A 20,452-nucleotide genomic window follows, 5' to 3' on the forward strand; every position below is an offset into this window, starting at 1 on the left:
GACCCCCGCCCCCTGACGAAGACTCAGGAGCCCTCATGACAACGGCCGTAGCCGCCCCGTTCCGCTTCTTCTCCCTCCAGGTCGTACGGACGAGGCGGCTCGGCCCGTCTCTGCTGCGGGTGACTTTCGCGGGCCCCGATCTGCACGCGTTCGCCTCCGCCGGCCGGGACCAGAGCCTGTCCCTGTTCCTGCCGCATCCGGGCCAGTCCGAGCCCGCGGTCCCCATCGAACTGGGCGACGGCTGGTGGCACGGCTGGCGCGAACTCCCGGACGACGTACGGGCGGTGATGCGCTCGTACACGCTGCGGGCCCTGCGGCGCGACCCCGACGAGATCGACATCGACTTCGCGCTGCACGGCGTGGAGCCGGGGGCGGCCAGGCCGGCGGGTCCCGCCGCACGGTGGGCGGCACGCGCCGGCGCCGGTGACCGCGTCCTGCTGCTGGGGCCCGCCATCGAGGACAACCGGGCGATCCGCTTCCGTCCGCCCGCGGACACCGACCTGGTGGTCATGTGGGGGGACGAGACGGCCGTACCCGCCGCCACGGCGATCCTCGAATCGCTGCCGGCGGGCACCCGCGCCCGCGTCTGGCTGGAGGTCCACCACGCCGGGGACATCCAGGACGTGGTGACCGAGGCCGACGCCGAGATCACCTGGCTGGTACGCGACGAGGTCCCCCACCGCCCCAAGGGCGTGGGAGGTGCCCCCACCCCCACGGCCCTCGACGCGATCCGGGATGCCCAACTCCCGCCCGCCGCCGCCCCGTACGCCTGGATCGCGGGCGAGTCCGGCGGCGTGAAGGAGCTGCGCCGCCATCTCGTGCGCGAGCGCGGGTTCGACCGCAGGCGGGTCACGTTCGTGGGCTACTGGCGCCGCGGGCTGAGCGAGGAGCAACTGCGCGAGGAGGAGTAACTCGCCGACGCGGCCGAGGCGTACGTCACGGAAGAAGCAGGTGGGGCGGGGTCGCACGATCGACTTAGGTTAGGCTAACCTAAGTTGAACGTCGCGCCCTCGCCCCTCTCCTGTTCCCTCCCACCCCGTCCCGACCGGACACTCTCCCGCACGGAGGACCCCCCATGCGCTCGCACCTGCTCAATGACACGACCGCGGAGCGGTACCGCCGCTGCGTGACCGAAGGAATCGAGCGGGTGGCGGCCAAACTCGCCACCACCGACCGTCCGTTCACCGGCGTCACGGTCGACGCCCTCGCCCCCCGCATCGAGCGGATCGACCTGGACCGCCCGCTGCACGACACGACGGCGGTGCTGGACGAGCTGGAGGAGATCTACCTCCGGGACGCGGTCTACTTCCACCACCCGCGCTACCTCGCGCACCTCAACTGCCCGGTCGTCATCCCGGCCGTGGTCGGCGAGGCGGTGCTGTCCGCGGTCAACTCCTCCCTCGACACCTGGGACCAGTCGGCCGGCGGCACCCTCATCGAGCGCAAGCTCATCGACTGGACCAACGAGCGGATCGGCCTCGGCCCGGCCGCCGACGGCGTGTTCACCTCCGGCGGCAGCCAGTCCAACCTCCAGGCGCTGCTCCTCGCCCGCGAGGAGGCCAAGTCCGACGACACCGCGAAACTGCGGATCTTCGCCTCCGACGTCAGCCACTTCAGCGTCAAGAAGTCGGCGAAACTCCTCGGACTGAGCGCGGACTCCGTCGTGTCGATCCCCGTCGACCACGACAAGCGGATGCAGACGGTCACGCTCGCCCGTGAGCTGGAGCGCTGCAAGCAGAACGGCCTGGTCCCCATGGCGGTCGTCGCCACCGCGGGCACCACGGACTTCGGCTCCATCGACCCGCTGCCCGAAATCGCCGAGCTGTGCGCCCAGTTCGGCGCCTGGATGCACGTCGACGCGGCCTACGGCTGCGGACTGCTCACCTCGCTGAAGAACCGGGACCGGATCGACGGCATCGAGCGCGCCGACTCCGTCACCGTCGACTACCACAAGTCCTTCTTCCAGCCGGTGAGTTCCTCCGCGGTACTCGTCCGCGACGCCTCCACCCTGCGGCACGCCACGTACCACGCGGAGTACCTCAACCCGCGCCGCATGGTGCAGGAACGAATCCCCAACCAGGTCGACAAGTCCCTGCAGACCACCCGCCGCTTCGACGCGCTCAAGCTGTGGATGACGCTGCGCGTGATGGGCGCCGACGGCATCGGCCGGCTCTTCGACGAGGTCTGCGAACTCGCCGAGGAGGGCTGGAAACTGCTGGCCGGCGACCCCCGCTACGACGTGGTCGTCCAGCCGTCCCTCTCCACCCTCGTCTTCCGCTGCATCCCGGCGGCCGTCACCGACCCGGCCGAGATCGACCGCGCCAACCTGTACGCCCGCAAGGCCCTGTTCGCCTCCGGCGACGCGGTGGTCGCGGGCACCAAGGTCGGCGACCGCCACTACCTCAAGTTCACCCTGCTCAATCCCGAGACCACGACGGACGACATCTCCGCCGTACTCGATCTGATCGCCGGCCATGCCGAGCAGTACCTGGGAGAGTCCCTTGACCGCGCTTCCTGAACCCTCCGAGAAGACCCACGACTTCGTGGGGATCGGGCTCGGCCCCTTCAATCTCGGCCTCGCCTGCCTCACCGAGCCGATCGCCGAACTGGACGGTGTCTTCCTGGAGTCCAAGCCGGACTTCGAGTGGCACTCGGGGATGTTCCTGGAGGGCGCGCACCTCCAGACCCCGTTCATGTCGGACCTGGTCACCCTCGCCGACCCGACCTCCCCGTACTCCTTCCTCAACTACCTGAAGGAATCAGGCCGCCTGTACTCGTTCTACATCCGGGAGAACTTCTACCCGCTCCGGGTCGAGTACGACGACTACTGCCGGTGGGCGGCGTCGAAACTCTCCAGCATCCGCTTCGGCACGACGGTGGCGGAGGTGACGTACGACGAGGGTGACGAGGTGTACGTCGTACGGACCGAGGCCGGTGACGTCCTGCGCGCCCGCCGGCTGGTCCTCGGCACCGGCACCCCGCCGTACATCCCCGAGGCCTGCGCCGGCCTCGGCGGGGACTTCATCCACAACTCCCGCTATCTGCACCACAAGCGGGAGCTGCAGGCCAAGGAGTCGATCACCCTCGTCGGCAGCGGGCAGTCCGCCGCCGAGATCTACTACGACCTGCTGAGCGAGATCGACGTCCACGGCTACCAGCTCAACTGGGTCACCCGCTCCCCGCGCTTCTTCCCCCTCGAATACACCAAGCTCACCCTGGAGATGACCTCCCCGGAGTACATCGACTACTTCCACGCGCTGCCCGAACCGACCCGCTACCGCCTCCAGACGGAGCAGAAGGGCCTGTTCAAGGGCATCGACGGCGAGCTGATCAACGCCATCTTCGACCTGCTCTACCAGAAGAACGTCGGCGGCCCGGTCCCCACCCGCCTGCTCACCAACTCCGCGCTGAACTCGGTGAGTCACGAACACGGGACGTACACCCTGGGACTGCGTCAGGAGGAGCAGGAGAAGGACTACGAGCTGACCTCCCAGGGCCTGATCCTCGCCACCGGGTACAAGTACACCGAGCCGGAGTTCCTCAAGCCGGTCCGCGACCGCCTGCGCTACGACACCCGGGGCAACTTCGACGTCGCCCGCAACTACGCCGTCGACACGACCGGCCGGGGAGTCTTCCTCCAGAACGCCGGTGTGCACACCCACTCGATCACATCGCCGGACCTCGGCATGGGCGCGTACCGCAACGCGTGCATCATCCGCGAGCTGCTCGGCTCCGAGTACTACGCCGTCGAGAAGACGATCGCGTTCCAGGAGTTCTCCGTATGACCCGCAACGACCGCACAAGTCCCCTGAACGACACCGGAATCGGCGTCTTCGCCATCCGGCCGCTCGACCCGATCGAGGACGCCCAGCTGCTGCACGGCTGGGTCACCCACCCCAAGTCCGCCTTCTGGATGATGCAGGAGGCCAGGCTGCACGACGTGGAGCGCGAGTACATGGCCATCGCGGCCAGCGAGTACCACGACGCGTATCTCGGGCTGCACGACGGCGAGCCCGCGTTCCTGATGGAGCGCTACGACCCGGCGCATGTCGAACTGGTCGGCCTGTACGACCCCCAGCCGGGTGACGTCGGCATGCACTTCCTGGTCGCGCCGACGGACACCCCGGTGCACGGGTTCACGCGGGCGGTCATCACCACCGTGATGGACGAACTGTTCGCCGACCCGCGCACCCGGCGGGTCGTGGTCGAGCCCGACATCCGCAACAAGGCGGTGCACGCCCTGAACGAGTCCGTCGGATTCGTGCCGGAGCGCGAGATCGAGAAGCCCGAGAAGAACGCGCTGCTGAGCTTCTGCACGCGTGAGCAGTATCTGGCGGCCCGCGAGGCGGCAGTCCTCGCGGCCGTCCGAGGAGTGACGACATGACCCCGCGTACGCATCTGTCCGAGGCCGTGGCCCACCTCTCCCCCGAGCGCTGGGCCGAGGCCAACCGTCTGCTGATCCGCAAGGCGCTCGCCGAGTTCGCCCACGAGCGGCTGCTCGCACCCGAGGCACAGGGCGACGGCCGGTACGCCGTCCGCAGCGACGACGGTCTCACCCGCTACCTCTTCACCGCCCGCCGCCATGCGCTCGACCACTGGCAGGTGGACGCCGAGTCCCTCACGCGCCACCGCGACGGCGAGGAACTCCCGCTCGCCGCACTGGACTTCTTCCTCGAACTGAAGAAGTCGCTCGGTCTGAGCGACGACATCCTGCCGGTCTATCTGGAGGAGATCTCCTCCACCGTCTCGGGCACCTGCTTCAAGCTCACCAAGCCGCAGGTCCGCTCCGCCGACCTCGCGAAGAGCGGCTTCCAGGCCATCGAGACGGGCATGACGGAGGGGCACCCCTGCTTCGTCGCCAACAACGGGCGGCTCGGCTTCGGGGTGCACGAGTACCTCGCGTACGCGCCCGAGACCGCCAGCCCGGTCCGGCTGGTGTGGCTGGCCGCGCACCGCTCCCGGGCCGCCTTCACCGCGGGCGTGGGCATCGAGTACGAGTCCTTCGTGCGGGAGGAACTGGGCGCGGAGACCGTCGCGCGCTTCACGGCCACGCTCACGGACCTGGGGCTCGACCCGGAGGAGTACCTGCTGATCCCGGTGCACCCCTGGCAGTGGTGGAACAAGCTCTCCGTGACCTTCGCCGCCGAGGTCGCGCGGCGGCACCTGGTCTGCCTCGGCGAGGGCGACGACGAGTACCTGGCCCAGCAGTCGATCCGGACGTTCTTCAACAGGAGCGCCCCGCAGAAGCACTACGTCAAAACGGCGCTGTCGGTCCTCAACATGGGCTTCATGCGCGGGCTCTCGGCCGCGTACATGGAGGCCACTCCGGCCATCAACGACTGGCTGGCCCAGCTCATCGACAACGACCCGGTGCTCAAGTCCACCGGTCTGTCGATCATCCGCGAGCGCGCCGCCGTCGGTTACCGGCACCTGGAGTACGAGAAGGCCACCGACCGCTACTCGCCGTACCGCAAGATGCTCGCCGCCCTGTGGCGGGAGAGCCCGGTGTCCTCGCTCCAGGAGGGCGAGAGCCTGGCGACCATGGCCTCGCTGGTCCATGTGGACCACGAGGGGCGGTCCTTCGCCGGTGCGCTGATCGAGCAGTCGGGGCTGGCCCCCAAGGAGTGGCTGCGCCGCTATCTCCGCGCCTACTTCACCCCACTGCTGCACAGCTTCTACGCCTACGACCTGGTCTACATGCCGCACGGCGAGAACGTCATCCTGGTGCTCCAGGACGGCGCCGTGCGGCGGGCGATCTACAAGGACATCGCCGAGGAGATCGCGGTCATGGACCCGGACGCGGTGCTGCCGCCGGCGGTCGAGCGGATCAAGGCCGACGTCCCGGACGACAAGAAACTGCTGTCCATCTTCACGGACGTCTTCGACTGCTTCTTCCGCTTCCTGGCGGCGAACCTCGCCGGTGAGGGCGTACTCGACGAGGACGTCTTCTGGCGGACGGTCGCCGAGTCCGTCCGTGAGTACCAGGCCGCGACGCCCGAACTGGCGGAGAAGTTCGCCCAGTACGACATGTTCGCGCCCGAGTTCGCGCTGTCCTGCCTCAACCGGCTCCAGCTGCGCAACAACCGGCAGATGGTGGACCTCGCGGACCCGGCCGGCGCGCTGCAGCTCGTCGGCACCCTGAAGAACCCCATCGCGGGTCTCTGAAGCCGGGTGGGGCTCAGGACACGGTCCCCCTGAGCCCCACCCTTTCAGTGCCGACCGGCCGTGCTCAGTGAACTACTGGGCGGGCCAGGGTACTTGGGGCGACTTGTAGTAGCCGATCCCCAGCGCCTCCCAGCGCGGCCCCTGTGCGGCGAGCCGCACCTTGTAGGTGTCCCAGTCGTGCGTCGACGCGGGCGACCAGCCGAGCTCGGCGACGCCGGGCAGCCGCGGGAACGCCATGTAGTCGATGTCCGCCGAGGTCACGATCGTCTCGGTCCACAGCGGGGCCTCGACACCCCGGACCGCCGAAGCGGGCGCTCCGGGCAGGTAGTTGCCCGGATCCCAGTCGTAGGACCGCCGCACCTCCACGAGTCCCGCCCAGTCCTGGCCCAGCGGGGTGTCCGCGGTGTACTTCATGTCGAGGTAGACCCGGTCGGCCGGGGACAGCACGAGCCCGGTCCCGTTCTGCGCGGCCTTCGCGACCTGGGCCTTCTCGGCGTCACTGGTGTCGTCGAGACCCCAGTACTGCGCGATCGCGCCCTTCGCCGGTGTGGCCCCGGTCAGCTGGTGCCAGCCGATCACCGTCTTGCCGTACTTGGCGACGAGGGGCTGCACCTTGTCCATGAAGGCCACGTAGTCGGCATGGCTGGTGGAGTGGGCCTCGTCCCCGCCGATGTGCAGATACCTGCCCGGCGTGATCGCGGCCAGCTCCCGGATGACATCGTCCACGAAGTCGTACGTGACCGGTTTGCCCGGGCACAGCGAGCTGAAGCCGACCTCGGTGCCGGTGTAGAGCGGTGGCGCGACGCCGTCGCAGTTCAGTTCGGCGTACGAGGCGAGCGCCGCGTTGGTGTGGCCCGGCATGTCGATCTCCGGGACGACCTCCAGATAGCGCGAGGCCGCGTACTGGACGATCTCCTTGTACTGGGCCTTGGTGTAGTAGCCGCCCTGGCCGCCGCCGACCTGCGTCGAGCCGCCGTAGGTGGCCAGGCGCGGCCAGGAGTCGACGGCGATGCGCCAGCCCTGGTCGTCGGAGAGGTGCAGATGCAGGGTGTTGACCTTGTAGAGCGCCAACTCGTCGATGTAGCGCTTGACCTGGCCGACGGAGAAGAAGTGCCGGGAGACGTCGAGCATCGCGCCGCGGTAGCCGTAGCGGGGCGTGTCCTTGATGGTGCCGCCGGCGACCAGCCAGGGGCCGCGCTGTTCGGAGTTCTTCTCGACCGAGGCCGGCAGGAGCTGGCGCAGGGTCTGCACGCCGTGGAAGAGGCCGGCCGGTTTGCCGGCCGTGATGGTGACGCCTTCCTTGCCGCTGTCGAGCCGGTAGCCCTCGGCGCCGAGGGACTTCGAGCCGAGTTCGAGCCGGATGCCCCCTCCGCCGTGCGAGGTGACCGGCAGCCGGTAGCCGGTGGAGGGCCGCAGGATGTCCGCGAGGTACTCGCCGACCCGGCGGGCCTCGCGCGAGTCGTCGACACGGATGCGTGTGTCGCCGGTGATGCGGTACGAGGATCCGCTCGCGTGGACCGACGCGGGTGCCGGGACCACCTGCCCCAGTGGGGTGGCGGTTTTCGCGGCGGCGGCAGGAGCCGCGCCGACAACGGAGACACCGGCAGCCGCCACGAGCAGCAGCGTACCGAGAAGACGGGGCGTTCTGTGGTGCTGTCTCACATGCGCTCCCTTCAAATTGGTAAAGACCACTCTCCCGCACAGCCGGTGAAACAATCCCCCTCATGGCGGAAATCATCCAGAGGGACGGCACGTGGATCCTCGACGGCGACGCACTCCGGCTGACACCGGGACGGGACAAGAACGTCGGTCTGCTCCGCCGGACCCTGGGTGAACTGACCGTCCCGCTGGGCGCGTTGGCGAGTATCTCCTTCGAGCAGGGCAAGAAGTCGGGCCGGTTGAGGCTGCGGCTGCGGGACGGCTCCGACCCGCTGCTCCAGGCGACCGGCGGCCGGCTCGCGGAGCCGAACGACCCGTACCAGCTGACCGTCGACTCCGACCGGTACGGCGTCGCCGAGTACGTCGTCGACGAGGTCCGCAACGCCCTGCTGCTGGACCGGGTGCCGTCCGGTCCCGTCGGCTCCTATCTGCTGCCGGGCCCCTCCGTCCCGCTCTCCGTGTCCGCGGGCGACGGCACCGTGACCTTCGACGGGGAGCAGGTACGCCTGGAGTGGAACTGGAAGGCGGAGGACGCCAAGGCCGCTGCGGGCAGCCGGTTGCTCGCCGTCGCCGACATCACGGCGGTGGAGTGGCACCCCGCGGTCGGGCTGGAGGACGGCTGCCTCCGTCTCACCGTGCGCGGCGCGGCGACCAGGATCCCGCCGAAGTACGACCCCCACTGCGTGCAGTTGTGGGGCTTCAAGAGGGATCCGCTGATGGCGCTGGTCGCGGCGGCCGTACAGGCCCGGCTCCCGCATCCGGCGACCCCGCCCGCCGGGACGGACGTACCGAAGGAGCTCCCGAGCGCTCCCGGGGCGGCCGCGGGGGACGACCACGACGCCCTGCTGCGCCGGCTGCGTGAGCTCGGCGAGCTGTACACGTCGGGCGTTCTGACGGACGAGGAGTTCACGCTGGCCAAGCAGGCGGTCCTCAAGAGGCTGTGAGGGCCGCCCGCTCGGCGCCGCATCCCGCTGTCCCGGTCAGTCGGGTCCGCTACTTCACCCGGCGCGCCACCGTGAAGTGGTCGACCTCCGCACCGGTCTCGGCGATGCCGCGCACCTTCAGCGTGGCAAGACGGCCCTTCGCCGCCGGGGTGACGTCCACGCGCAGGAACGAGTAGTCGAGGTAGCGCACGCGCGACCAGGCGACCGTCTCGTTCTGCCTGCCGTCCTTCTGGTTGATGAAGGAGGCGACCGAGTCGACCTCGTTCTCGTGACCCTCGTACGACTGCGGGGCGGAGAACGCGTAGAGGCTGCGGCCGGCTGCGCCCGCCGTCACGTACACGACGCCCTCGGTCTCCGGGTACGCCGTGCCGCCGATCGGCAGCTTCTTGGCGACCGCGCCCGCCTTGATGACGTCGGTGCGCTCGTACTGGTGGTTGTGGCCGTTGATCACCAGGTCAACGGTGTACTTCTCGAACAGCGGCACCCACTCCTGGCGCACGCCCCCCTCCGAGGCGTGCGCGGTGGAGGTGCAGTACGCGCAGTGATGGAAGAAGACGACGATGAAGTCGACGTTCCTGGCGGCCCGGTACTTCTTGAGCTGCGTCTCCAGCCACTTGGTCTGGGTGCCGCCGGAGATGCCGAGGTTGGCCGGGATCTCGAAGGAGATGTCGTTGGCGTCCAGCGAGATGACCGCCGTGTTGCCGTAGACGAAGGAGTAGACGCCGGGCAGGTTCTCGGCGTCCGGGCCGTTGTCGGGGAGGTTCCAGCGGGCGTCCTCGCCGCCGTAGCCGTTGGGCGAGTACCAGGCCTCCATGTCGTGGTTGCCGTACGCCGGCATCCACGGCACCTGCTTGGCGACCGTCTCGGTCTGGGCGAGGAACTGGTCCCAGATGCGCGAGTCGAATCCGGTGTCCTCCTTCTTGCCGCCGCCGGACGGGTCCGCGTACGCGATGTCGCCGGCGTGCAGGTGGAAGGCGGGGTTCTGGCCGAGCAGCAGGGCGTCGTTGGCCAGGCCGTGATAACCGACGCCCTCGTCGCCGAAGGCCGTGAAGGTGAACGGCTCGGCGGTCGCGGGCGCGGTGGTGAAGGTGCCGAGGGTGCCCAGCAGGTGGGGCGCGGCCGGGTCGAAGCCGGCGTGCCCGACGCCGTAGTAGTACGTCCGGCCGGGGCGCAGGTGGGTGAGCTCGGCGTGCAGGTAGTACTGCGTGTGGTCGCCGCTCGCGCCGACGCCGGCCGGTGTGTAGAGGGTGCGGACCTCGGCCTCGATCTTGCGGGAGAGGTCCCAGGGGTGGGCGCCGATGCGTATGTACGGCTTCTTCACGGCGGTCGGCACCTGCCAGGAGACCGTGATCTCCGTGCGCGGGTCGTTGCCGAAGGCGAGGTGGCGGCCGAAGGGGGCGACGAGCGCGCCGTCGACCTTCTCGGCCGAGGAGGCGGTGGCCCGGGTCGGTGCCGCGGCCTGTGCGACGGCGCCCGGCACGAAGGCGCCGCCCGCGACGGCGCCCAGGGTGACGGCGCCGCCTCTGATCATCGTGCGCCGGGAGAACTTGGCGCGGAGGTATTCGTGCTGCTCGGCCATGCTCATGCGCTCGGCGAGCTTCTCCGGTACGCCCATGCGTGGAGTGTCCATGGCCTCAGAAGTTGCTCCCGGCAATCGACGCTCCGCAAGACACAGGATGGACAGTGTGCAAACAGCCGCCCATAAGAGATTCAACAGCGGCTTGCCCGATATCGGGCAGGATTCTTGCGAATCGACTTCTCGTCCCCCAGGATCAACGGGTGCACGACGAACTTGTTGATCATCTGACGCGCTCCACGCCCCTGAACCGGGGCGAGGCACTACGGGTGATCCAGGACGTGCTCGCCTACTTCGACGAGCCGACCGAGGAGTACGTCCGCCGCCGCCACCGCGAGCTCCAGGCCCAGGGCCTGGTGAACACGGCGATCTTCGAACGGATCGAGGCGGACCTGAAGTACCGCGCGGTCGCGCCGCCCGAGCTCACCCTCAGGCAGCTGCGCCGCATTGTCTACGGCTGAGGAATACATCTATATGTGCGGAATCGTCGGATACATCGGCAAGCGCGATGTGGCGCCGCTGCTCCTTGAGGGCCTGCAGCGCCTGGAGTACCGCGGCTACGACTCGGCGGGCATCGTCGTCACCACCCCGAAGTCGGCCGGCCTGAAGATGGTCAAGGCCAAGGGCCGGGTCCGTGACCTGGAGGCCAAGGTCCCGGCGCGCTTCAAGGGCACCACCGGCATCGCCCACACCCGCTGGGCCACCCACGGCGCCCCTTCCGATGTGAACGCCCATCCGCACATGTCGGCCGACGACAAGGTCGCCGTCGTCCACAACGGCATCATCGACAACGCCTCCGACCTGCGCAGGAAGCTGGAGGCCGACGGCGTCGAGTTCCTCTCCGAGACCGACACCGAGGTCCTCACCCACCTGATCGCCCGCTCGCAGGCCGAGAAGCTGGAGGACAAGGTCCGCGACGCGCTGCGGGTGATCGAGGGCACGTACGGCATCGCGGTCCTGCACGCCGACTTCCCCGACCGCATCGTGGTGGCGCGAAACGGCTCCCCCGTGGTCCTCGGCATCGGCGAGAAGGAGATGTTCGTCGCCTCGGACGTCGCGGCGCTCGTCACCCACACCCGCCAGATCGTCACGCTCGACGACGGCGAGATGGCCACCCTCAAGGCCGACGACTTCCGCACCTACACCACCGAGGGCACCCGTACGACGGCCGAGCCGACCACCGTGGAGTGGGAGGCCGAGTCGTACGACATGGGCGGCCACGACACGTACATGCACAAGGAGATCCACGAGCAGGCCGACGCCGTGGACCGCGTGCTGCGCGGCCGCATCGACGACCGGTTCTCGACCGTGCACCTCGGCGGACTCAACCTGGACGCCCGCGAGGCCCGCCAGATCCGCCGCGTGAAGATCCTCGGCTGCGGCACCTCGTACCACGCGGGCATGATCGGCGCCCAGATGATCGAGGAGCTGGCCCGCATCCCCGCGGACGCCGAGCCCGCCTCCGAGTTCCGCTACCGCAACGCGGTCGTCGACCCCGACACGCTGTACGTCGCGGTCTCCCAGTCCGGTGAGACGTACGACGTGCTGGCCGCCGTCCAGGAGCTGAAGCGCAAGGGCGCCCGGGTCCTCGGTGTGGTCAACGTGGTCGGTTCGGCGATCGCCCGCGAGGCCGACGGCGGCATGTACGTGCACGCGGGCCCCGAGGTCTGCGTCGTCTCCACCAAGTGCTTCACCAACACCACGGTCGCCTTCGCGCTGCTCGCGCTGCACCTCGGCCGCACCCGCGACCTGTCGGTCCGCGACGGCAAGCGGATCATCGAGGGCCTGCGCAAGCTGCCCGCCCAGATCTCCGAGATCCTCGAGCAGGAGGACGAGATCAAGAAGCTGGCCGAGCAGTACGCCCAGGCCCGCTCGATGCTCTTCATCGGCCGCGTCCGGGGCTACCCGGTGGCCCGTGAGGCCTCCCTGAAGCTCAAGGAGGTCTCGTACATCCACGCCGAGGCCTACCCCGCCTCCGAGCTCAAGCACGGCCCGCTGGCGCTCATCGAGCCCGCCCTGCCGACAGTCGCGATCGTCCCCGACGACGACCTGTTGGAGAAGAACCGCGCCGCCCTGGAGGAGATCAAGGCCCGCAGCGGCAAGATCCTCGCGGTGGCGCACCAGGAGCAGGAGAAGGCCGACCAGACGATCGTCGTCCCGAAGAACGAGGACGAGCTGGACCCGATCCTGATGGGCATCCCGCTGCAACTCCTCGCCTACCACACGGCGTTGGCCCTGGGCCGGGACATCGACAAGCCGCGCAACCTGGCGAAGTCGGTGACGGTCGAGTAGACACCCGACCGTGCGCGGGCCGTCGCCCGCGCGTGCACATGAACGATCCCTGTGCGTGCCACCCGCGCACAGGGATCGTTCTTTCAGGGGCCGGGGCCGCCCAAAACCCCGGCCCGCGCCAGCCTCAGCCGGTGGCCGTCACCCCCCGGCCGGCGGCGCGTCCGGGAACGGCGGTGGGCCAGTGGGCGAGAGCCGCGGTGGCCGCGTACCAGGCGACCGCTCCGCCGGCCACGGCGAACCAGCCACCGGCCTTCGCGAGCGCGCCCGAATCGGCGAACTGGCCCACGGCCAGCAGGAGAAGAGAGACGAACAGCAGCGCGTACGTCGCCCGGGCGAGGGTCGGGGCACCGCTCGCCCCGACGGTCAGGCTGAGCGCGACAAGCGCGAACAGGAGCAGGAAGAGGCCGGCCGCGTTGGCGGAGACCTGGGCGTCGGACGTCACGCCCCAGGTGAACCAGAGCGCGCCGAGCGCCGAGAAGGCCGTACCGGTGAGGGCGTCACGGTCGCGGAAGGCGAAGAGACCGGCGACGAAGAGCGCGATGCCGCCGACGTAGGTGGCGAGAGAGACGGAGTCCGCGGCGGTGACGCCGTCGATCACCTGGGTGTGACCGAGGCCGAAGGCCAACAGGGTGAGTCCGAGCGCGAGTTGGCCGAGGGTCGAGGTGGTGCTTCCCGCAGAGACGTCGTTGTCCACGGCGGGCTCCCTTCGTGCAGGTGCAGTTGTGCTGCGCGATACCGGTCGACGCTGTAGGACCGGCGACCGATATATGCCCTTCACAAAGGCACAAACACCTCTACGCGCCAGTAGATTTATGCGACGGCACAGACGGTCCGATCCGGGCCGCCCCTCATCGGACCTGGCACAAGGGCGAGTTGACCGAAGAACGCGCGGAACGCGGAACGCGCTACGGGATCACCACGACGGGCCGCTTGGCGCGCTTCGCCAGCCGCCCCGCCACCGAGCCGAAGATGCGCCCGACGATGCCGTGCGTGGAGCCGACGACGATCGCGTCCGCCTCGTACTCCTGCCCCACCTCTTCGAGTTCGTGGCAGATGTCGCCGCCGCGCTCGACCAGGATCCAGGGCACCTCGGCCAGATACTCCGCACAGGCCAGTTCGAGCCCGAGCACCTCGGTGCGGTGGTCCGGCACATCGACGAAGACCGGGGGCTCGCAGCCCGCCCACACCGTGGTGGGCAACCGGTTGGCGACATGCACGATGATCAGGCCCGAGCCCGAGCGGTGGGCCATGCCGATCGCGTACGCGAGGGCACGCTCACTGGATGTCGAGCCGTCGAAGCCGACGACGACACCGTGCTGGAACGCGGGGTCGCAGGAGTGACGTGCCTCTTCCGCCGCCAAGGGCTCGGCCGCCGTGGGGTCGGCGACGGGGCGCTTGCGGTCCGCAGGTTCGAAGAATTCGTGACCGGCCATGGGTGTCTCGGCGTTTGGATCCTCGTGGGTGGGACGGCAGACGACAGGGTGCGGCGGAGCTGTGTCCGGGAATCATCTTCCCAACCCCCATACCCCCAAGGGTACGGCTGCACGCCTCCCTCTGCCCATATCCCGCGCCCGCTGCACGGGGTTTCAGGGAGCATGCACGAGGGGGCGCCCGTAACGCAATGGTTGCTGCCCCGTACAGGCGGTTTGCACAGGGTTCACCCAGGCACGGAGGGGTTACCGGTGCGTAAGGGGCAGCCGCCGTGGCCGGACTCCGGCGCCCGGGCAGTGACCGGCCGGTCGAACACGCGTTGAACGGGTCAGCCACCGCCACGGGGAGCCGCCCGTGTCCGCCATGGGGAGCACTGGAGTACCAGGGAGCACAGCGTGCCCGTACCAGAGACCGCGTCCCAGTCCGCCGCCACGACGCGCTCCACCGCGCCGCCGGCACCGCCCGTCCCGGACCCGGCGAGTGATGTGATGCGCTGGGCGGCCTTCAGCTGTGTCCTGGTCCCCGTCGTCCTCGTCTGGTACGGCACCTCGCTGGCCGGCGCGGCGGGCACCGCCCTGGGGCTGGCCGCGGTGACCGGGGCCTGCCGGGTGCTGCTGAGGCAGTCCGAGCGGGGCGCGGCCCGGCTGCTGGACGAGGACGACGCCCCGCACCGGGGGCGGCACGGCAGGGGCGCCGGGCTCCCGGCGGGCGCCGAGCACGGCAGGGGCGGTCACGGCCGGGGCGGCTCGCACGCCCTGAGCGGGGGGCATGGCAGGGGCGGTTCCCACGGCCACGCCGGGGCCCACGGAAGAAGTGGCTCAGGGGCGCACAGGGGCGGCCGTCGCACCGGAGGAAGTACGCCGGGCGACTGACCGGTTTACGCGCACGCCTCCGATTCTTTTCAGCCAACTTCGGCCACCCCGGCTTGTCTTGGTCGAACGACCCCCCAACCCCCGTTCCACCTGCACGGAAAGGGTCTCAGAGGGTCGGCGCACCCTACGTGGTCCGGCCACTGGGACAAGGCGCACTTCCCTGCACGGCCCACGAGTGCAACGCTTCGTGATCGAATGCTTCACGCCATGTTGCCATGTCGACAATGTGCCGGATGGTGAACTGGTCACGCCGGCACCATGGGACACAGTAGATTCGATCATGACTGTCTTACGGCGGGGGACTCGTGCAGGACCGAGGGGAAACGTGCAGGAGCGACACAACCGAGGAGCCGCGACCACCGAGGGGGGCTTAGCAGTATGAGCCACGACTCCACTGCCGCGCCGGAAGCCGCGGCCCGGAAACTTTCCGGGCGACGCCGCAAGGAGATCGTCGCGGTGCTGCTGTTCAGCGGCGGCCCCATCTTCGAGAGCTCCATACCGCTGTCGGTGTTCGGCATCGACCGCCAGGACGCGGGAGTTCCGCGCTACCGACTACTGGTGAGCGCGGGTGAAGAGGGCCCACTGCGGACCACAGGCGGGCTCGAACTCACCGCGCCACATGGCCTCGAGGCGATCTCACGGGCAGGCACCGTCGTCGTGCCCGCCTGGCGGTCGATCACCTCACCACCACCGGAGGAGGCGCTCGACGCGCTGCGCCGCGCGCACGAAGAAGGTGCCCGCATAGTCGGGCTGTGCACCGGCGCCTTCGTGCTGGCCGCCGCCGGACTGCTGGACGGCCGCCCGGCCACCACCCACTGGATGTACGCGCCGACGCTGGCCAAGCGCTATCCGTCGGTGCACGTCGATCCACGCGAACTCTTCGTGGACGACGGCGACGTCCTGACGTCGGCCGGCACCGCGGCCGGAATCGACCTCTGTCTGCACATCGTGCGGACGGACCACGGCAACGAGGCGGCCGGCGCGCTGGCCCGCCGCCTGGTGGTCCCACCGCGCCGCAGCGGCGGCCAGGAGCGCTACCTCGACAGGTCTTTACCAGAGGAGATCGGCGCCGACCCCCTCGCGGAGGTCGTCGCCTGGGCGCTGGAGCATCTCCACGAGCAGTTCGACGTGGAGACCCTGGCCGCGCGCGCCTATATGAGCCGGCGGACCTTCGACCGCCGTTTCCGGTCGCTCACCGGGAGCGCTCCCCTGCAGTGGCTGATCACCCAGCGGGTGCTCCAGGCGCAGCGGCTCCTGGAGACGTCGGACTACTCGGTGGACGAGGTCGCGGGCCGCTGCGGCTTCCGCTCACCGGTGGCGCTGCGCGGGCACTTCCGCCGCCAGCTCGGCTCGTCCCCCGCCGCGTACCGGGCCGCCTACCGGGCGCGCCGGCCGCAGGGCGACAAGCCGTCGGACACGGACGGCTCGCTGGGCTCCTCGGGTCAGGTCTCCTCGCTGAATCCGGAGAGCCCGGTCCCGATGCAGACCCGGCGCACGGCGGCCGCGAGCGCCATGGGCCCGTCGACCTCGCTGTCGACGGACTCGGCCAGGCACGGCGCCGAGCTGTACGCGGCGGGCCGCCCGAGCCTGCCGGGGCAGCGCAGCGCGCCGTAAAGGGGTCACGGGTGGGGGTTCACGGACCCCCACCCGCACCACTTGTCCCGGTCGCCCCGACGCACGCGCGGTCCGGCCGGCCGAAGCGGGCCGTAGGGTAAGACGCATGAACGATCGCATGGTGTGGATCGACTGCGAGATGACCGGCCTCTCGCTGTCCGACGACGCGCTCATCGAGGTGGCCGCGCTGGTCACCGACTCTGAGCTGAACGTACTCGGCGAGGGGGTGGACATCGTGATCCGCCCGCCCGACGCCGCGCTGGAGACGATGCCGGACGTGGTGCGCCAGATGCACACCGCCTCCGGTCTCCTCGACGAGCTGGCCGCCGGCACGACCCTGGCGGACGCCGAGGAGCTGGTCCTCTCCTACGTACGCGAGCACGTCAAGGAGCCGGGCAAGGCCCCCCTGTGCGGGAACTCGGTCGGCACCGACCGCGGCTTTCTGCTGCGGGACATGCCGACCCTGGAGGACTACCTCCACTACCGGATCGTGGACGTCTCCTCCGTCAAGGAGCTGGCCCGCCGCTGGTACCCGAGGGCGTACTTCAACAGCCCCGAGAAGAACGGCAACCACCGGGCCCTGGCCGACATCCGTGAGTCCATCGCGGAGCTGCGCTACTACCGCGAGGCGATCTTCGTCCCCCAGCCGGGCCCCGACTCGGAGACGGCCCGCACCATCGCGGCGAAGCACGTCCTGCCTGTCGAATAGGGCTCTCGGCCGCCCGTCACAAAGGCGGGCGCGAGCACCCCTTCGGACCCTGTACACTTTTTCTCGGCCGGTCGGGGAAACCCACTTTCGGAGAACCGCCGGTCATGGTGGGTGTAGCTCAGCTGGTAGAGCACCTGGTTGTGGTCCAGGAAGTCGCGGGTTCAAGTCCCGTCACTCACCCTGATCAGTCAGCCGGTGACCTGTGCGAACAGGTCACCGGCTGACTGCGTTCCAGGAAGGCGGCAGCGAGCCATGACCGACTGCACGGCGCAGCCCCTCTGGCCCGTCCCCACCCTCCGCACCGACCGGCTTGATCTCCTCCCGCTGCGCGTCGAGTACGCCGAGGAGATGACCACGGTGCTCGCGGATCCGGCGCTGCACACGTTCACCGGCGGCGCCCCGGCCCGGCCCGACGCCCTGCGCACCCGCTACGAACGTCTCGTCACGGGCTCCCCCGACCCCGGCGCCATCTGGTGCAACTGGGTTCTGCGGCTGCGCGCTCAGGCGTGTCCGGTCGGCACGGTCCAGGCGACGATCACCGGAGAGGTCGCGGAGATCGCCTGGGTGGTGGGCACGCCCTGGCAGGGGCGGGGCTTCGCCGGGGAGGCGGCCCGCGAGCTGGTCGGCGCACTGGGCGGGCAGCCCGGCATCCGCACGGTCCTCGCGCACATCCACCCGGACCACCACGCCTCCGCCGCCGTCGCCTCCTCGGCCGGGCTGACCGCGACCGAGGAGGAGCAGGACGGTGAGATCCGATGGCGGCTGTCGGTACGGCGCCGAGGGCGCGCCCTTCCGGCGCGTGCACGGCCCTGAGGTCGCTCAACTCCGGTGCCCGGACGGCGGGCGAGGGTCCGTAGGGCCGTAACTCCCGTGTCGGGGCCGCTCGGTGCCGTCATCCGCGCCGGGGCGCGTCGGCCGCCCGCCAGGCGGCGGCGAAGCCGTGCAGGTCCTCGAAGCGGTCGCCGGGGTCCGTGCGTGTGGCGCGTTCGACCACCGCCAGCTGCGCGGGCGTCCCCCGCCAGGCGCGTTCCTCGTCGCCGGCGTCCAGCAGCACCCGGGCGGCACGGCCCAGGGTGAACACGGTCGTACGGGCGTCGATGGTCGCGCCGCGCACGAACTCCTCCGGCGCCATGAACCGCTGCGAGCCGGGGAGGCGGTCCTCCTCCAGCACGAACGGGCCGGGCCGGTACTCGTCGAGGTCGACCAGATGGGCCACGTCGCCGCCGAAGTCGTACATCAGCGCGCCGTCGTAGAAGTCGACCGCGACGTGGCCGGCGGCCGCCACGGCGAGATGGGCGTCCAGGACACGGTCGAAGGCGCGCAGGACGGACGCGGTCGGCAGCGCGCGGAACCGGGCCATCGCGCTGCCCGGACTCGTCCGCTCGTGCGGCCCCTGCGCGCTGGGGCGGTACAGCACCTCGCCGTCCCGCCAGGGCATCACCACCGCCCAGCTGCCGCGCACCGCGATGCGGTGGACCTGCGGGACGATCGCCGGGTGCCGTACGGCCCGGTGGAAGCGCCAGGCGCGTTCGAGCGACTCCCGCGCCCGCGCGGTGACCGCCTCCTTGACGAACCAGCGCGCGCCGTCCAGCAGCTGCACCCCGTACGACACGCATCCCGAGTCCTGCTCCCGGAACGCCGTGAACACCTCGCCCACCCGGCCGAGATGCGGCTCCACGGCGGGTACTTCGTCGACTCCGATAAGGGGATGAAGGGCCATGACGACAGCCTGCCTCACCGGGCCGCTCCCGTGGGGAGAGAAACCCGCGCAGACGGGGGGCGCGTCAGGACGAGGCCCGTGCCACCAGTTCCGTGGGCAGCACGACCTGACGGCGTTCCAGGTCCTTGGAGACCGCGGGACGGCGGTGCGCGATCTCGTCCAGCAACAGGTCGATCATCGCGCGGCCCATCTCCTCGATCGGCTGGCGCACGCTGGTCAGCGGGGGGTCCATGTGGCGGGCGATGGCCGAGTCGTCGTATCCGACCAGGGCCACGTCGTCGGGAATCCGGCGGCCGGCCTCCCGCAGGACCTGGCGGGCGCCGGCCGCCATCACGTCGGAGCCGGCGAAGACCGCGTCCAGGGTGGGACAGCGGGCCAGCAGTTCGGTCATCCCGCGGCGGCCGCCCTCCTCCGTGAAGTCGCCGGGGACGATCAGCGCCTCGTCGACCTCGCGGCCCGCGTCGCGCACGGCCGCGCAGTAGCCGTCGATACGCCGCTGGGCACCGAAGACGTCGAGGCGTCCGGCCAAGTGGGCTATGGTGCGCCGCCCCCCGGAGATCAGATGCTCGACGGCGGCGACACCGCCACCGAAGTTGTCCGAGTCCACCGACGGCAGGATCTCGTCCGCCGATCTGCGGCCGCTGATCACGGCCGGGATCTCCAGCTGGGACAGCAGGTCCGGGAGGGGGTCGTCCGCGTGGACCGACACCAGCAGGACGCCGTCCACCCGGTGCGCGGCCAGGTACTGCGCGAGCCGGCGGCGCTCGCGGTCGTTGCCCGCGAAGATCAGCAGCAGCTGCAGCTCGGTCTCGGAGAGCTCCGCGCCGACCCCTCGGAGCATGTCGGAGAAATACGGCTCCGCGAAGAAACGGGTCTCCGGTTCGGGGACCACCAGGGCGATCGCGTCCGTCCGATTGGCGGCGAGCGCACGGGCCGCCGTGTTCGGGACGTAACCGAGCTCGGCGACGGCGGCCTGGACGGCGGCGCGCGTGGCATCGCTGACCCGCGGCGAACCGTTGATCACCCGGGACACCGTGCCGCGGCCCACTCCGGCCCGCGCGGCGACCTCCTCGAGGGTCGGCCGCCCGCCGCTCCGGCCCCGCGCTCCGTGGCCTGCCATGGTCCGCCTCCCGTCACACCGCGGTGTCGAGCCGCGCCTGGCCTGGAATGTAACAGCCCGCTCACCGGGCAGGGGGCCCGGTACGAGCACCGAAGTCGCCAGCGAAGCCGTACCCCCGGTCCGAGCGGCCGTGTCCCAAAACCCCCGAACGGGGCCTGGACGACGGGCGTTCCGGAGAGTTAGCTAACGGCCCGATAACCGAAGACAGCTCTCCGCGTCCCCACTCTTGACACCCCCGCGCGAACCGACGACTCTTCAACTCATCACATGTGGGAGCGCTCCCACAGTACCTGACACATACACATCCCGCACGTTCCCCGCCCGAGCCGCAGCGAGAACCAACGGGCCCA

Annotated in this window: 18 protein-coding genes and 1 tRNA gene; 13 read left to right on the forward strand and 6 right to left on the reverse strand. The window is 70.2% G+C overall.

The window, feature by feature from the left end; all coding sequences use genetic code 11:
• The first annotated feature begins 35 nt into the window (after window positions 1-35).
• From ACFWM2_RS26365 to ACFWM2_RS26385, 5 genes are all read left to right on the forward strand, one after another.
• Window positions 36-911, forward strand: coding sequence for a siderophore-interacting protein (locus ACFWM2_RS26365; RefSeq protein ID WP_383284693.1), 876 nt, complete (start codon window positions 36-38; stop codon window positions 909-911).
• A gap of 164 nt (window positions 912-1,075) precedes the next feature.
• On the forward strand, window positions 1,076-2,518 hold the full coding sequence (gene desA, locus ACFWM2_RS26370; protein ID WP_383284696.1) for a lysine decarboxylase DesA: 1,443 nt from the start codon (window positions 1,076-1,078) through the stop codon (window positions 2,516-2,518).
• Entirely contained in the window at window positions 2,502-3,785 is a 1,284-nt protein-coding gene (locus tag ACFWM2_RS26375) for a lysine N(6)-hydroxylase/L-ornithine N(5)-oxygenase family protein (protein WP_383284699.1), read from the forward strand. Before desA ends, ACFWM2_RS26375 begins: the two co-directional genes overlap by 17 nt.
• Window positions 3,782-4,384, forward strand: coding sequence for a GNAT family N-acetyltransferase (locus tag ACFWM2_RS26380; protein WP_383284702.1), 603 nt, complete (start codon window positions 3,782-3,784; stop codon window positions 4,382-4,384). Before ACFWM2_RS26375 ends, ACFWM2_RS26380 begins: the two co-directional genes overlap by 4 nt.
• Window positions 4,381-6,165 carry an IucA/IucC family protein gene (locus ACFWM2_RS26385; protein ID WP_383284705.1) on the forward strand — a complete coding sequence of 595 codons (1,785 nt, stop codon included), beginning with the start codon at window positions 4,381-4,383 and terminating at the stop codon, window positions 6,163-6,165. Before ACFWM2_RS26380 ends, ACFWM2_RS26385 begins: the two co-directional genes overlap by 4 nt.
• 72 nt (window positions 6,166-6,237) lie before the next feature.
• On the opposite strand, the gene ACFWM2_RS26390 is transcribed toward ACFWM2_RS26385, so the two are convergent.
• Window positions 6,238-7,827, reverse strand: coding sequence for a beta-N-acetylhexosaminidase (locus tag ACFWM2_RS26390; protein WP_383284707.1), 1,590 nt, complete (start codon window positions 7,825-7,827; stop codon window positions 6,238-6,240).
• 62 nt (window positions 7,828-7,889) lie between these two features.
• Here ACFWM2_RS26390 and ACFWM2_RS26395 point away from each other — a divergent pair, with 62 nt between their 5' ends.
• Entirely contained in the window at window positions 7,890-8,768 is an 879-nt protein-coding gene (locus ACFWM2_RS26395; protein ID WP_383284710.1) for a DUF4429 domain-containing protein, read from the forward strand.
• Window positions 8,769-8,817: 49 nt separating this feature from the next.
• Here ACFWM2_RS26395 and ACFWM2_RS26400 read toward each other — a convergent pair whose 3' ends face one another.
• Window positions 8,818-10,383 (reverse strand): purple acid phosphatase family protein, encoded by a 1,566-nt coding sequence (locus ACFWM2_RS26400; RefSeq protein WP_383285347.1) that lies wholly within the window; start codon window positions 10,381-10,383, stop codon window positions 8,818-8,820.
• A gap of 164 nt (window positions 10,384-10,547) precedes the next feature.
• On the opposite strand from ACFWM2_RS26400, the gene ACFWM2_RS26405 reads away from it, so the two are divergent.
• Window positions 10,548-10,805, forward strand: a complete 258-nt coding sequence (locus ACFWM2_RS26405) for a hypothetical protein (protein WP_383284713.1) — start codon at window positions 10,548-10,550, stop codon at window positions 10,803-10,805.
• Window positions 10,806-10,818: 13 nt separating this feature from the next.
• Window positions 10,819-12,636, forward strand: a complete 1,818-nt coding sequence (gene glmS, locus ACFWM2_RS26410; protein ID WP_383284716.1) for a glutamine--fructose-6-phosphate transaminase (isomerizing) — start codon at window positions 10,819-10,821, stop codon at window positions 12,634-12,636.
• A 124-nt stretch (window positions 12,637-12,760) separates the two neighbouring features.
• On the opposite strand, the gene ACFWM2_RS26415 is transcribed toward glmS, so the two are convergent.
• Together ACFWM2_RS26415 and ACFWM2_RS26420 are read right to left on the reverse strand one after the other, a co-directional pair.
• Entirely contained in the window at window positions 12,761-13,330 is a 570-nt protein-coding gene (locus ACFWM2_RS26415) for a GPR1/FUN34/YaaH family transporter (RefSeq protein WP_383284719.1), read from the reverse strand.
• A gap of 211 nt (window positions 13,331-13,541) precedes the next feature.
• On the reverse strand, window positions 13,542-14,069 hold the full coding sequence (locus ACFWM2_RS26420; protein WP_383284722.1) for a universal stress protein: 528 nt from the start codon (window positions 14,067-14,069) through the stop codon (window positions 13,542-13,544).
• 393 nt (window positions 14,070-14,462) lie between these two features.
• On the opposite strand from ACFWM2_RS26420, the gene ACFWM2_RS26425 reads away from it, so the two are divergent.
• The 5 genes from ACFWM2_RS26425 (at window position 14,463) to ACFWM2_RS26445 (ending at window position 18,075) form a co-directional block, all read left to right on the forward strand.
• Window positions 14,463-14,939, forward strand: a complete 477-nt coding sequence (locus tag ACFWM2_RS26425; RefSeq protein WP_383284725.1) for a hypothetical protein — start codon at window positions 14,463-14,465, stop codon at window positions 14,937-14,939.
• A gap of 378 nt (window positions 14,940-15,317) precedes the next feature.
• Window positions 15,318-16,553 (forward strand): helix-turn-helix domain-containing protein, encoded by a 1,236-nt coding sequence (locus ACFWM2_RS26430; RefSeq protein WP_383284728.1) that lies wholly within the window; start codon window positions 15,318-15,320, stop codon window positions 16,551-16,553.
• A 106-nt stretch (window positions 16,554-16,659) separates the two neighbouring features.
• Window positions 16,660-17,262 (forward strand): oligoribonuclease, encoded by a 603-nt coding sequence (gene orn, locus ACFWM2_RS26435; RefSeq protein ID WP_383284731.1) that lies wholly within the window; start codon window positions 16,660-16,662, stop codon window positions 17,260-17,262.
• Between the two features lie 107 nt (window positions 17,263-17,369).
• Window positions 17,370-17,442, forward strand: a tRNA-His gene (locus tag ACFWM2_RS26440).
• 72 nt (window positions 17,443-17,514) lie between these two features.
• Window positions 17,515-18,075, forward strand: coding sequence for a GNAT family N-acetyltransferase (locus tag ACFWM2_RS26445; RefSeq protein ID WP_383284734.1), 561 nt, complete (start codon window positions 17,515-17,517; stop codon window positions 18,073-18,075).
• Between the two features lie 79 nt (window positions 18,076-18,154).
• On the opposite strand, the gene ACFWM2_RS26450 is transcribed toward ACFWM2_RS26445, so the two are convergent.
• Both ACFWM2_RS26450 and ACFWM2_RS26455 read right to left on the reverse strand, forming a co-directional pair.
• Window positions 18,155-18,982 carry a serine/threonine protein kinase gene (locus tag ACFWM2_RS26450; protein ID WP_383284737.1) on the reverse strand — a complete coding sequence of 276 codons (828 nt, stop codon included), beginning with the start codon at window positions 18,980-18,982 and terminating at the stop codon, window positions 18,155-18,157.
• Between the two features lie 64 nt (window positions 18,983-19,046).
• Window positions 19,047-20,102: a LacI family DNA-binding transcriptional regulator gene (locus ACFWM2_RS26455; protein WP_383284740.1), complete on the reverse strand. Its 1,056-nt coding sequence runs from the start codon at window positions 20,100-20,102 to the stop codon at window positions 19,047-19,049.
• Between the last annotated feature and the right edge of the window lie 350 nt (window positions 20,103-20,452).

It is taken from the genome of Streptomyces sp. NPDC058371 (assembly GCF_042723265.1).
Taxonomy (GTDB): domain Bacteria; phylum Actinomycetota; class Actinomycetes; order Streptomycetales; family Streptomycetaceae; genus Streptomyces.